At 57.4% G+C, this 12,923-nt stretch carries 12 protein-coding genes; 7 read left to right on the top strand and 5 right to left on the bottom strand.

What is annotated here, in order from left to right:
- Nucleotides 1-1,258: phosphoethanolamine transferase CptA (gene cptA, locus QN377_RS22120; RefSeq protein WP_323567664.1), on the bottom strand; the 1,258-nt coding region annotated here is incomplete at its 3' end.
- A gap of 362 nt (nucleotides 1,259-1,620) precedes the next feature.
- Here cptA and gnd point away from each other — a divergent pair.
- The 5 genes from gnd (at nucleotide 1,621) to nudC (ending at nucleotide 6,734) form a co-directional block, all read left to right on the top strand.
- On the top strand, nucleotides 1,621-2,601 hold the full coding sequence (gene gnd / locus QN377_RS22115) for a phosphogluconate dehydrogenase (NAD(+)-dependent, decarboxylating) (RefSeq protein WP_095001647.1): 981 nt from the start codon (nucleotides 1,621-1,623) through the stop codon (nucleotides 2,599-2,601).
- On the top strand, nucleotides 2,598-4,121 hold the full coding sequence (gene zwf, locus QN377_RS22110; protein ID WP_095001646.1) for a glucose-6-phosphate dehydrogenase: 1,524 nt from the start codon (nucleotides 2,598-2,600) through the stop codon (nucleotides 4,119-4,121). The genes gnd and zwf overlap by 4 nt, the downstream gene beginning before the upstream one ends.
- Entirely contained in the window at nucleotides 4,118-4,936 is an 819-nt protein-coding gene (locus QN377_RS22105; RefSeq protein WP_153400021.1) for an HAD family hydrolase, read from the top strand. The genes zwf and QN377_RS22105 overlap by 4 nt, the downstream gene beginning before the upstream one ends.
- A gap of 124 nt (nucleotides 4,937-5,060) precedes the next feature.
- Entirely contained in the window at nucleotides 5,061-5,873 is an 813-nt protein-coding gene (locus QN377_RS22100) for a crotonase/enoyl-CoA hydratase family protein (RefSeq protein ID WP_095001645.1), read from the top strand.
- Nucleotides 5,874-5,903: 30 nt separating this feature from the next.
- Complete coding sequence (gene nudC / locus QN377_RS22095; RefSeq protein ID WP_095001644.1) at nucleotides 5,904-6,734, top strand: NAD(+) diphosphatase; 831 nt, start codon at nucleotides 5,904-5,906, stop codon at nucleotides 6,732-6,734.
- Here the strand turns inward: nudC and QN377_RS22090 are convergent.
- Both QN377_RS22090 and QN377_RS22085 read right to left on the bottom strand, forming a co-directional pair.
- A complete protein-coding gene (locus tag QN377_RS22090) occupies nucleotides 6,702-7,481 on the bottom strand; it encodes a TSUP family transporter (RefSeq protein WP_095019292.1) in 780 nt (259 codons plus the stop codon). The two genes, nudC and QN377_RS22090, sit on opposite strands and share 33 nt — an antisense overlap.
- A 172-nt stretch (nucleotides 7,482-7,653) precedes the next feature.
- On the bottom strand, nucleotides 7,654-8,739 hold the full coding sequence (locus QN377_RS22085; protein WP_095019291.1) for a sigma-54 interaction domain-containing protein: 1,086 nt from the start codon (nucleotides 8,737-8,739) through the stop codon (nucleotides 7,654-7,656).
- A 331-nt stretch (nucleotides 8,740-9,070) separates the two neighbouring features.
- Here QN377_RS22085 and QN377_RS22080 point away from each other — a divergent pair, with 331 nt between their 5' ends.
- Complete coding sequence (locus QN377_RS22080; protein WP_095019290.1) at nucleotides 9,071-10,240, top strand: cysteine desulfurase family protein; 1,170 nt, start codon at nucleotides 9,071-9,073, stop codon at nucleotides 10,238-10,240.
- A gap of 56 nt (nucleotides 10,241-10,296) precedes the next feature.
- Nucleotides 10,297-12,117 (top strand): aminopeptidase P family protein, encoded by a 1,821-nt coding sequence (locus QN377_RS22075; RefSeq protein WP_095019289.1) that lies wholly within the window; start codon nucleotides 10,297-10,299, stop codon nucleotides 12,115-12,117.
- Nucleotides 12,118-12,166: 49 nt separating this feature from the next.
- On the opposite strand, the gene QN377_RS22070 is transcribed toward QN377_RS22075, so the two are convergent.
- Complete coding sequence (locus tag QN377_RS22070; RefSeq protein ID WP_095001639.1) at nucleotides 12,167-12,448, bottom strand: hypothetical protein; 282 nt, start codon at nucleotides 12,446-12,448, stop codon at nucleotides 12,167-12,169.
- Nucleotides 12,449-12,599: 151 nt separating this feature from the next.
- Nucleotides 12,600-12,923: EamA family transporter (locus tag QN377_RS22065; RefSeq protein ID WP_323567663.1), on the bottom strand; the 324-nt coding region annotated here is incomplete at its 5' end.

The following is a 12,923-nucleotide window of genomic DNA, read 5'->3' as shown; positions in this document are numbered from 1 at the left end:
CTTGTGCATCGCTCAAACCGGCGGGTACGCCACTACGGTCGACAAATTTGTCAAAGGTCGGTGGATAACGGTACTGGTAGCTCATATGCGTACCGAGCAGGTGAATCACGATCAGCTTGCGCGGGGCGCTGTCGGCCAGGATCTTGTTGAAGGGCTCAATCACGTCGCCATCATATTGGCGGGCGTTCTGGTTGCGGTTGTTGTTGAGGTAAACCTGCTGGTCAGCCTGCTCGGAGAAGGTCGTGAGCATGGTGTTGCGCTTGGTCATGGTTTGCTGGTTGGTGACCCAGAAGGTTTTGTAACCGGCTTGCTTCATCACGCTGACCAGTGACGGGGTGCTCAGGTACAGGTCGGGGTTTTCTTCGTCGGCAAAGGTCAGCACTTGTTGCAGCGCTTCAATGGTGTAGGGCCGCGGTGTCACCACGTTGTCGAAAATGGCCAGTTGATCGCGCAACTTGTCGAGGTTTGGCGTGGTTTCGCGCTGATAACCATACAGGCTCATGCGCTGGCGGTTGGTGGACTCGCCAATGACCAGTACCAGGGTAGTCGGCTTGCCGGCCTCGTTGTCCTTGAGGTTGGTCAGCGGCGGGATCTTGCTGACGCTGGCGAGCATGCCCTGCATGTTGTCTAGTTGCTCCAGGTAGCGGCGATAAGCTACTAACATCTGCCACGGTACTGCAGGTTCAACACGGCTTTCGAAGCTTTCCATGGCCGTGGCCAGGTTGTCGTGCTTGATCGTCTGTTTGACCAGCGGGTAGCCGATAACCGCCACCAATATGGCCACCGCTGCAGCCCAGGCCTGCATGCGCGGCAAATACACCGGGCGCAGGCGGGTCCACAGAAACACCGCAAAGGCGGTATGTGCCAGGAATGCCAGCACCATCCACCAGGCAAAGTACTGGGTCATGTATTCGCCAGCTTCAGAGATGTTCGACTCGAACATGATGAAGATGACGCTTTGCGAGAATTCCTGTTGATAGATAAAGAAGTAGCCCAGGCTGGCCATCGAACAGGCCCACAGCACGACACCAATGACCGCCGCCATTGCCCGGGTGTGCCTGGGAAACATCAGCATCGGGGCCAGCCAGATGGCACTCATCACAAAGGCTTGGCGAAAGCCTGAGAACCCGGAAGTGCCAGTCAGCTGGATAAGCAGTTGGGTAATGCCGGAAAAATACCAAAAGAACAGGAACAGCCAGCCAAGGCCTGCCCAATCGAATCCCTTCGCAGATGTATTACTGCGTTTAAACATCCCCATACAGCGCTCCAGCTGATAACTACTTGAATGGTCAGTGCCATGTAGCCAGGCACAGCACATGAGTACTGCCTCAAGAGTGGGCAGTCACAAAGTGTTTAAGTATCGCCAAGGGGATGTGAAAACTTTGTCACCCATGATCGGGCTGGTAGACATGGATCGGTCTTGTCGCACCTTGAAAATTTTACGTTTTTTGCAGTCTTTACTGCTTCGTCCGTCTGTTGAGTGTATTGAATCGGGAATCTGCCCTCCAGCTTGTGCGAAACTATGCAGCATGTGTCAGGGCTGATCCTGATCGGGCACCTTGGGCAATGCTGCACCGAGGTGCTGTACACCTATTTATTTGTCGTTGGGAGCAACAGTACATGCAGTTGGGAATTATTGGATTGGGCCGTATGGGCGGGAATATCGCGCGGCGTCTGATGCTCAATGGGCATACAACCGTGGTTTTTGACCGCAATACCGACTTTGTCAGCGCTCTGGAACAGGAAGGCGCCACCGCCGTTGCCGATTTGCCAGCGCTGGTCGCAGGCCTGGCCAAACCCCGTGCTGTCTGGGTCATGCTGCCTTCCGGTGCGCCGACCGAAGACACCATCGAGACTTTGAGCGAGTTGCTGGACGCCGATGACATCATCATTGATGGCGGCAACACCTTCTACAAGGATGACATTCGTCGCTCGCAGTCGCTGGCCGAGAAAGGCATCCAGTACGTTGACGTGGGTACATCGGGCGGCGTCTGGGGCCTGGAGCGCGGTTATTGCATGATGATCGGCGGAGACAGCGCTGTCGTGAAACATCTGGACCCGCTGTTTGCAGCGCTGGCGCCAGGCATGGGCGATATTGCGCGGACCAAGGATCGCACCTCTGACGATGACCGTGCCGAGCGTGGTTACATCCATGCTGGCCCGGCTGGCGCTGGCCATTTCGTCAAAATGGTGCACAACGGTATCGAGTACGGCTTGATGCAGGCGTACGCTGAAGGTTTCAACCTGATGAAGATGAAAGGCGGTGAAAACCTGCCTGAAGAGCAGCGTTTTGACCTGAACCTGGGTGATATCGCTGAAGTCTGGCGTCGTGGCAGCGTGGTGTCTTCCTGGTTGCTGGATTTGACCGCCGATGCTCTGGCCACTGATGAGCCGCTGGATGGCTACTCGGGCGCCGTCGCAGACAGTGGCGAAGGCCGCTGGACCATCGAGGCCGCAATGGAGCAGTCGACCCCGGTGCCAGTGTTGTCGCAAGCCCTGTTTGCCCGCTACAGTTCACGCCAGCAAAGCCTCTATGGCGACAAATTGTTGTCAGCCATGCGCTTTGGTTTCGGCGGCCACGTGGAGACGCCTAAAAAATGACCGATCTGTCCAGTAAACCTGATGCCAAGCCTGCGCCGCCCACCACTCTGTTTTTGTTTGGTGCCCACGGTGATCTGGTCAAGCGCTTGCTGATGCCGGCGCTGTACAACTTGAGTCGTGATGGTTTACTGGACGGTGGCCTGCGCATTGTGGGCGTCGACCACAATGCGATCAGTGATGAGGGATTTGCCAAAAAGCTGGAAGACTTCATTCGCAATGAAGCGTCCAGCAAAGTGGATCATCCTGACGGCGAGGGCTTGAATGCCGCTCTATGGGCCTCGCTGGCGAAGAACATCAGCTATGTGCAGGGCGATTTTCTCGATGACAGTACCTACGCGGCGCTGGAACAGAAGATTTTCGCCAGTGGCACCGCCAATGCGGTGTTCTATCTGGCTACTGCACCGCGCTTTTTCAGCGAAGTCGTGCAGCGGCTGGGCGCCAGCGGGTTGCTCAAGGAAACCCCGGAGGCTTTTCGCCGGGTAGTCATTGAAAAACCTTTTGGCTCTGACGTGCAAACAGCCCAGGCATTGAACGAATGCCTGCTGAGCGTCATGAGCGAGAAGCAGATCTACCGGATTGACCATTACCTGGGCAAGGAAACCGTCCAGAACATTTTGGTCAGCCGTTTCTCCAACGGGCTTTTCGAAGCTTTCTGGAACAATCATTACATTGACCATGTGCAGATCACGGCGGCAGAAACCGTCGGGGTTGAGACACGTGGCAGTTTTTACGAACACACCGGCGCCTTGCGCGACATGTTGCCCAACCATCTGTTCCAACTGCTGGCGATGGTCGCGATGGAGCCCCCTGCGGCCTTTGGTGCCGATGCGGTGCGCGGTGAAAAGGCCAAGGTGATTGGCGCAATCCGCCCCTGGTCCAAAGAGGATGCGCTGAAGAACTCGGTGCGCGGGCAGTACACTCAGGGTGAGTCCGGCGGCAAGCCGGTGGTGGGTTATCGCCAGGAAAACAACGTGGCGGCCGACAGCAGCACCGAAACCTTCGTTGCGCTCAAGGTGATGATCGACAACTGGCGCTGGGTGGGCGTGCCGTTTTATCTGCGCACCGGCAAGCGCATGAGTGCGCGAGACACTGAAATCGCTATCTGCTTCAAGCCTGCGCCTTATGCGCAATTCCGTGACACCGACGTTGAACGGTTGCAGCCCAACTATTTGCGGATCCAGATCCAGCCCAATGAAGGCATGTGGTTTGACCTGCAGGCCAAGCAACCCGGACCGGGGCTGAAAATGGCCAATATCGAGTTGGGTTTTGCGTACAAGGACTTTTTCCAAATGCAGCCTTCAACAGGCTACGAGACCTTGATCTACGACTGCCTTACTGGCGACCAGACCTTGTTTCAACGTGCGGACAACATTGAAAACGGCTGGCGGGGTGTGCAACCTTTTCTGGACGCGTGGCAGGAACAAACGGACGTGCAACCGTACAAGGCCGGTGAAGACGGTCCTGAGGCCGCTAAAGAATTGCTGGGTCGCGATGGGCGTGTCTGGCTCAACATAGGATGAGTGACGTGAAGCAAAACCCGATTGAGCTGGTGTTGTGTGACATGGATGGCACCCTGCTTTTACCTGATCACAGCATCAGCCCGCGCAACCTGGCGGCAGTCAAGGCGCTGCAGGCCGCCGGCATTCATTTCACCCTGGCTACCGGCCGCCCGCCACGGGCCATGCGCGATTATATCCGGCAGTTGGGGGTTGAGCTGCCGACTGCCGGGTTCAATGGCGGGGTGCTGGTCAACGCCGATGGCAGCGTGCTGCAGTCCCACCATGTGCCGTACCAGGCCGTACTCAAGACACTCGAGTTTTTGGCCGGGCATGACGTTGAGGTCTGGGTGTTTGCCGACGATGAGTGGCTGTTGCGCGACCCGACGGGGCCGATGGTTGCCCACGAGCAGCAGGGCCTGGGTTATGCCCCGCTGGTAGTCGAGAGTTTTGAACCCTACCTGCACCGGGTGGACAAGATCGTGGCCACTACCGGCAATGCACCCTTGTTGGTCGAGCTGGAGCAGCGTTTGCAGCAGTTATTGCATGGGGAGGCCTCTGCCAGCCGCTCCCAGGCCCGTTATCTTGATATCACCGCGCTCAGGGCCAATAAAGGCGATGCCCTTGCCACGCTGGCCGAACACCTGGGTGTGCCTCTTGAGCGCACGGTGGCGATAGGAGATGGCGGCAATGATCCGGCCATGTTCCAGCGTGCCGGGCTGTCGATTGCCATGGGCCAGGCCGATGCGCCTATTCGCGAGCAGGCGATGCATGTCACCGGCAGCAATACTGAAGATGGCGTTGCCCAGGCGATCGAGCGGTTTATCCTGACGCGCTGAAGGGGGCTGTGACAGGTCGTTTTGTCCGTATTTTGGCGTGATCGCGGCCTGCCTGCAGCCTGCAAGCCTTGTTATAGTCCGCCGCTTATCGGCCGGCGACGGCGCCCCGCAAAGGATTCAGGTTATGTCCGATTACCAGGCTTTTCAGGTTGAGTTGAACGGCAATATCGCCCATGTACAGATCAATCGACCTGAAAAGGTCAATGCGATGAATGCTGCGTTCTGGTCCGAAATCATCGATATCTTCCAGTGGATTGATGAAACTGATGCGGTGCGTGTGGTGGTGCTCAGTGGGGCGGGCAAGCATTTTTCGGCCGGCATCGACCTGATGCTGCTGGCGTCGGTGGCCAATGAAATGGGCAAGGATGTGGGGCGCAACGCCCGCATGCTGCGACGAAAAATCCTGCAAATGCAGGCCTCGTTTACTGCCGTTGACCAGTGCCGCAAGCCAGTTCTGGCAGCGGTTCAGGGTTACTGCATTGGCGGGGCGATAGACCTGATTGCCGCCTGCGACATGCGCTACGCCGCTGAAGATGCACAGTTCTCGATCAAGGAAATCGATATGGGCATGGCCGCCGATGTCGGGACACTGCAACGCCTGCCGCGTATCATCGGTGATGGCATGCTCCGCGAGCTGGCCTACACCGGGCGTATGGTCGCGGCAGATGAAGCTCGCGCCATCGGCCTGGTAAACCGGGTCTACAGTGATCAACAGGCGTTGCTTGAGGGCGTTATGGCGATTGCCCAGGAAATCGCCAGTAAATCGCCGATTGCCATTGCTGGCACCAAGCAGATGATCGGCTATATGCGCGATCACCGAGTGGAGGATGGCCTGGAATATGTTGCGACGTGGAATGCTGCGATGCTGCAATCCAGCGATCTGCGCCTGGCAATGACGGCGCATATGACCAAGCAGAAACCCGAATTTCTCGATTGAAGGCTTTGTAACCTGAACAAGGATCACTTGATGACACCGCGTTGGATCACGGCAGTACTGGATACAGACCTGACTGGCGGCTGGGCCGTGGCGCGCGGCCCCGACGGTTTTCTGAATGATGACAATGGCCCGCTGTTCCCTCGCGAATGGCTCAAACGCCAGAACTTGCCGGTACTGGCCGAGCATGGCATCGGCCACCTCGACGGCGAGCCGGTATATTTGCTGGAGCTCAAGGGCGCCGCTCAGGTAGAGGGCTGCCATTGGCAGGGCTTGCGCGCCTTTATGCTGGGCGACGACCACACGCTTTATAAAGTGCTGGGTTATGCCGCGCAAATCGGCACCTGGGCTCGTGAACATCGTTTTTGCGGCAGTTGCGGGCAGGCCATGACGCAGGTGTCAAGGGAGCGGGCGATGTACTGCGCTGCCTGTGACTTGCGCAGTTACCCGCGCATATCGCCGAGCATGATCGTGTTGATTACCCGTGGTGATGAAGTGCTGCTGGCCCGTTCGCCGCGCTTTGTGCCGGGGGTTTACAGCACCCTGGCGGGCTTCGCCGAGCCAGGCGAGTCGGCCGAGGATTGCCTGATTCGTGAAGTGCGCGAAGAAGTGCAGCTGGAGGTCAGGAACATCCAGTATGTGGGCAGCCAGTGCTGGCCGTTCCCGCACTCGATGATGCTGGGGTTTCACGCGGAATATGCCGGGGGCGAGATTGTGCCCCAGGCCGATGAGATAGAAGATGCGCAGTGGTTCAATGTGCATCAATTACCGCCGTTGCCGGCGTCGCGCTCGATTGCGCGTTATCTTATCGACCTGTATGTGGCGCGGCGCTTAGGCCATGCCGAACCAGTGCTGCCAGGCTAGGCGCACGGTCAGGCCCAGGACCACGGTAATAAATACCGGACGAATAAACTTGGCGCCGCCGCTGATCGCGCTGCGGGCGCCAAAGTAAGCGCCGATCATCACTGCAAAGCCCATGGTCAGGCCGATTATCCAGTCCACATGCCCGGAAAAGATAAACACCGACAGCGCTGCAATGTTGCTGACGAAGTTCATGCTGCGGGCCACACCGCTGGCCTTCACCAGATCGATGGGGTACATCAGCATGCTGCTGACAGTCCAGAACGCACCGGTGCCCGGGCCGGCCACGCCATCATAGAACCCCAGGCCCAGACCCTGCGGCAATTGCCATTTCTTTTTGATCGGCGCGTCGTTGTCGACAGGTGTTTTTGGGGTGCCGCCAAACAACAGGTAAATCCCGCAACCGAAGACAATCACCGGCAGCATCTTGTTGAGCCATTCTGCGGGCATGTAATGGGCGGCAGTTGCGCCAATCAGGCTGCCGACCAGGGTGCCGAAAATGGCCAGTTTCCACTCGCGGGGATGGAACAGTTTGCGACGGTAGAAGGTAAGGCTCGCCGTGGCTGCGCCGAAGGTCGAACTGAGTTTGTTGGTCCCCAGCACAAGATGTGGCGGCAAGCCTGCGGTGAGCAGGGCAGGGGTGGTGAGCAAGCCGCCACCACCTGCGATGGCATCGATAAAACCGGCAACAAAAGCAACGGCGGCCAGAATGGCGAGGGTGGTCAAATCTACGCTGAGTTCAAAAGGCATGGGATCGACTTAATTCGGCGGGACGTACAGCGCAGGCGCGCGGGAAGGACGTCATCTTACCGATAAGCGAGAACAGCGGCGATAGGGCTTTTGTGATTGCCCGACGGCGCCATGAACGATCATGGGGATCGTTTGGCGCTACGGTCAGGCAATTGCGTCAGCGGGTGTTCTATTAATAGACGAGAGCGTCGGCATCCATCCGCCGGACGTTGACTGATAGTGCACCGAGCTTGATCAGCCGGGTGCGGGTGACGTTGCGACTCAAGCCCAGCAATTTGGCCGTGTGCACCTGGTTGTGATGGCAAAATTCATAAGCGCTGCGCAGCAGGGCGTCTTCGACGGTTTCATGCAGGGCTCCCGGTTCTTCTTCGAAAAGCTTGCGAAATGCGCGCTGCAACAGATCCCGGGTAGTGTGTTGAACCGGTTGTTGCGTCGGCAAGTCCTGGCGCCTGCTGCGTGACTGGGACAGGCGCAGGTCCTGCACCGTGATGGTCTGGTTGCGGCACAGCAGCAGGCTGTGGTGCACGACGTTTTCCAGCTCGCGAATATTGCCCTGCCAGGGGTGATGCACCAGGACTTGCTCGGCGCACTCGCTCAGGGCCGTTGGCCCGTGGGGCAGGCGTTGGCGATAGGTTTTCAGGAAGTGGCGGGCCAGCGGCAGAATATCTCCAGGTCGCTCGCGCAAGGGCAGCAACGCAAGGCTGACAACATTCAGGCGGTAATAGAGATCCTCGCGGAAATGTCCGGCATCGATGGCCTGCTCCAGGTTGACGTTGGTGGCAGCCAGCACCCGAACGTTGATCGGGGTGCTTTTGCGCGAACCCAGCCGCACAACCTCTTGTTCTTGCAGGACGCGCAACAGCTTGACCTGGATGGCCAGCGGCAAGTCGCCGATTTCATCCAGAAACAACGTGCCGCCATCGGCCTCTTCAAACCAGCCGGATTTTGCACTCAGGGCGCCCGTGAAAGCACCTTTTTCATGGCCGAACAACTCAGCCTCAACCAGTGACTCGGCAAACGCCCCGCAGTTGACCGCCACGAATGGCTGCTGGTGCCGGTGGCTGAGCTGATGGATATGGCGTGCAACGAGCTCCTTGCCGGTGCCGGTTTCTCCAATGATCAGCACACTGGCATCACTGGGGGCAATTTGTTGCAAGTGCGTCAACAGCGCTTTGGACGCTGGGTCTTCAAATACTTGGGCCGTGGCGCGTATGGACGTGGCCAGTGCCGGGGTGGCAGGTAATGTTAAAAGCTGCATTGACAGCTCCTTTTAACAGGGGCTCTGCCCACAAAAGGAAAGCCGGAGGCAGCTTTATAAAGTTATTTTGTTATTCCGTAAACTAACCTAATTCCATATTTATATATCGATATTGCATATCGGACTTGCATCGCGACGTGTTTTTAGCGCTTTATAAGACACTGCTTTCCAGGCCTCCTTAATTTAGGATTGAGCCTGGGAGGGTTTTCTCTTATTTACCTGTTTTCACCCGGCTCAATCAGTTATTTCTAACGGCCGCATTTTCAAGTGGTCTCATTAATCCTCAATCAGGGACGCCCTGATTCAGGAAAGCGCTCAGTGGATTTGAACAATGAACAAGCGACCTCTTTATTTCGATTACGCGGCCACCACTCCCGTGGACGCTCGTGTCATCCAGGTGATGGTCGAATGCCTGGGCTTTGAAGGCAACTTTGGCAATCCAGCTTCCGGCTCCCACGTCTTTGGTCAGCAAGCCCGGCATTCGGTAGAACTGGCCCGAGAGCAGGTCGCGCAACTGATCAATGCCAGGCCGGAGCAGATCATCTGGACCTCGGGCGCTACCGAGTCCAACAACCTGGCCCTGAAAGGTGTGGCACAGGCCGGTGGCCAGTTGCGCGGCCATATCATCACCAGCCAGATCGAGCACAAAGCGGTGCTGGATACCGCGCGTTTTTTACAGGATGCAGGCTTTGACGTGACCTACCTGGCACCTGATGCCAACGGGCTTGTCAGCGCCGATCAGGTCAGCGCCGCCCTGCGGGCAGATACGCTGCTGGTGTCGCTGATGCTGGTCAACAACGAACTGGGGACGGTGAATGACATCCCGGAGATTGGCCGTCGCGTGCGCGAGCATGGTGCGTTGTTTCACGTAGATGCTGCGCAAGGTGCAGGCAAAGTAGCCATCGACCTGAATGAGTGGGCCGTCGATCTGATGTCGTTTTCGGGGCACAAGATTTATGGCCCCAAAGGTATCGGTGCGTTGTATGTGGGCTCGCGGGCACAGGATCGCTTGCAGGCGCAGATTCACGGTGGTGGGCATGAGTCCGGTTTGCGCTCTGGAACGCTGGCGACGCATCAAATTGCCGGTATGGGCGCAGCTTTTGCATTGGCCAATCAGTCGTTTGCCGAAGAGCTGGAGCATATTCGTGAATTGCGTCAGCGTTTGCTTGTACAACTGGCCGATGTGCCGAGCCTGCAATGCAATGGTTGTCCGACCCAACGTATTCCTCATACCTTGAGCCTGACCTTCAGCGAGGGACACTTTAACAGCGCTGACTTGAGTAGCGAGTTGGCGTACTCGGCAACGTCGGCATGCAACTCGGCCAGCAATGCGCCTTCCCATGTGCTGCTGGCGCTGGGGCATGATGCACGCCAGGCCGGGCGTACCATCCGCCTGAGCCTTGGCCGCTTCACCCGCGAGCAGGACATCGATGTAGCTGCAAAGGCAATCAAGGCTTGCGTAGCAGCGCCCGCACCTTTTTGGGCGGTTGCCCAACCTTGATGGCTGATCCATCATCAGCGACGAATAATAATTACCAGTGACTGGCAGGAGAATAAATGAGTACTCAGGTGTTGAATTCGGGGTCTGTTGTGGAGCGTTTGAAACGCACCCGGGCAGTGATGAGCCAGCACGGGATCCATGCGCTTCTCGTGCCTTCGGCCGATCCCCATCTTTCGGAGTACTTGCCTGCCTACTGGCAGGGCCGTCAGTGGCTGTCAGGCTTTTACGGTTCAGTGGGCACATTGATTGTCACGCCGACCTTCGCCGGCGTGTGGGCTGACAGCCGTTACTGGGAGCAAGCGGGCAAAGAGCTCAGTGGCAGCACCATTGAACTGGTCAAACTGTTGCCCGGGCAGCCGGGTCCTCTGGAGTGGCTGGCTGAACAAACGCCAGAAGGTGCAACGGTTAGCGTTGATGGCGCCGTTCTTGCCCTGGCTTCAGCACGAACCCTTGAAAGCCGGCTCAAGGATCGCGGTGCAACCTTGCGCACGGATATCGATTTGCTTGGCCTTGTCTGGCAGGATCGGCCAACACTGCCGGTGCAGCCGGTGTATGAGCACTTGCCACCACAAGCGACGGTCAGTCGGGTCGACAAGCTCCAGCAGTTGCGCGAAACACTCAAGCAGCGCAAAGCAGACGCGCATTTCATTGCAACCCTGGATGACATTGCCTGGTTGTTCAACTTGCGTGGCTCGGATGTCTCTTTCAACCCTGTATTCGTGTCGTTTGCATTAATCGAGGAGGCCCGGGCTACCTTGTTTGTCGATCTGCACAAGGTCAGTGCCGAACTGCGTGGCACCCTGGCCCGCGAAGGCATAGAGCTGTGCGACTACACCGGGATCAATGCGGCGCTGGCGTCCTTGCCGGCCACTACCCGGTTGCTGGTAGACCCTGTCCGCGTGACCTGTGGGCTGATCGGCCACCTGAAGCCTGAAGTGAAGCTGGTTGAGGGTTTGAACCCTACGACCCTGTCCAAGTCGCAAAAGAGTCTTGATGACGCCGTTCATATTCGCCAGGCCATGGAGCAGGATGGTGCTGCACTGTGTGAGTTTTTTGCCTGGCTGGAAACGGCTTTTGGGCGTGAGCGCATTACCGAACTGACGATTGATGAACAGCTGACCGCGGCCCGTGCCCGTCGTCCCGGGTTTGTATCACTGAGTTTCAACACCATTGCTGCGTTTAATGCCAATGGAGCAATGCCCCATTACCATGCCACCGAACAAGAACATGCAGTCATTGAAGGTGACGGCTTGCTGTTGATTGACTCGGGCGGGCAGTACCTGGGGGGCACGACCGATATCACGCGCATGGTTCCCGTCGGCACGCCGACCGATGAGCAAAAACGTGACTGCACCCGTGTACTAAAAGGCGTGATCGCTTTGTCTCGTGCTCGCTTTCCAAAGGGCATCCTCTCGCCTTTGCTGGACTCGATTGCCAGGGCCCCGATCTGGGCTGAAAACGTCGATTACGGGCACGGCACTGGGCATGGCGTCGGTTACTTCCTGAACGTGCACGAAGGGCCACAGGTTATCGCCTATCAGGCTGCACCGGCGCCGCACACGGCAATGCAGCCGGGGATGATTACCTCGATCGAGCCGGGGACATACCGTCCGGGTCGTTGGGGGGTGCGCATCGAAAACCTGGTGTTGAACCGGGAAGCGGGTGATTCGGAGTTTGGAGTGTTTCTGAAGTTTGAAACCCTGACGCTATGTCCGATTGACACTCGCTGTCTGGAACCATCATTGCTGACGCGTGAGGAGGTCGAGTGGCTTGATGGCTACCACGCCCAGGTTCTCGAGCGTTTGAGTCCGCTGCTTGCAGGCGCCGCTCTGGAATGGTTGCAGGTTCGTACGGCACCCGTCGCGATCAAGCGCTGATCTTGATGCCATGCTGCCGGTCGGGTCGACAGCATGGCAACAGGTGTTACTACCTGCAGATGACAATCATGCTGCGACTGGTATAACCCGCGGGGTTAAGGCCGAACGGGTAGTCCCCTGGCTCTTCGGCCGCATCACCCGATTTGGCAATCACCCGGTATCCCTTGGTTCCGCAAGACTTGTCGGCTTCGGCATAGCATTTGTTCCACGAGGAGGACAATCCCGAACAATTGATATGCAGGCCTCGCTTGCCATGCTTGACGGAGGTTTCGGAGGTTGCAGCGCAGCCGGTTAAAGCAAGTACGGCTAAAGCTACCAAAATACGTTTCATTCCTGTCCTTAAGCGTTTGCATCGGGTTTACGGGATACGCATGTGTGAGGCTGCCTGTCCGTGGCCCCTGTAGATGTCCGTATCCTGAATCGGCCTGATGAATCTGGAGTGACAAACATCCCTTAAATGAGAGTCAATTACAATAACTGTGTCAACTGGCGCCTTTTTTGTCAGTAGCAACAGGTGTGGAATGGTTGCGCATGGTTAAAGTCGCCCCGATCGAAGCCATGATGATGCAGGAAATGGCCATCCATTGCGTAAATGACAAGATCTCATTCAGAAACAACAGGCCCGACAGTGCTCCGAAGGCGGGTTCTATGCTCATCAGTGTGCCAAATGTTCGAGTTGGCATGCGTGTCAGGGCAATCATCTCAAGTGTGTAGGGCAGAGCTGTGGACATAAGGGCTACGCCAATGGCTATGGGAATCAGGCCTGGAGTCAATAATGCGGCGCCAGCGTGGTACACACCTATAGG

The organism is Pseudomonas sp. CCC4.1 (genome assembly GCF_035019225.1).
In the GTDB taxonomy this organism is placed as follows: Bacteria; Pseudomonadota; Gammaproteobacteria; order Pseudomonadales; family Pseudomonadaceae; genus Aquipseudomonas; species Aquipseudomonas bubulae.
This window is presented reverse-complemented; position numbering and strand designations above follow the sequence as displayed.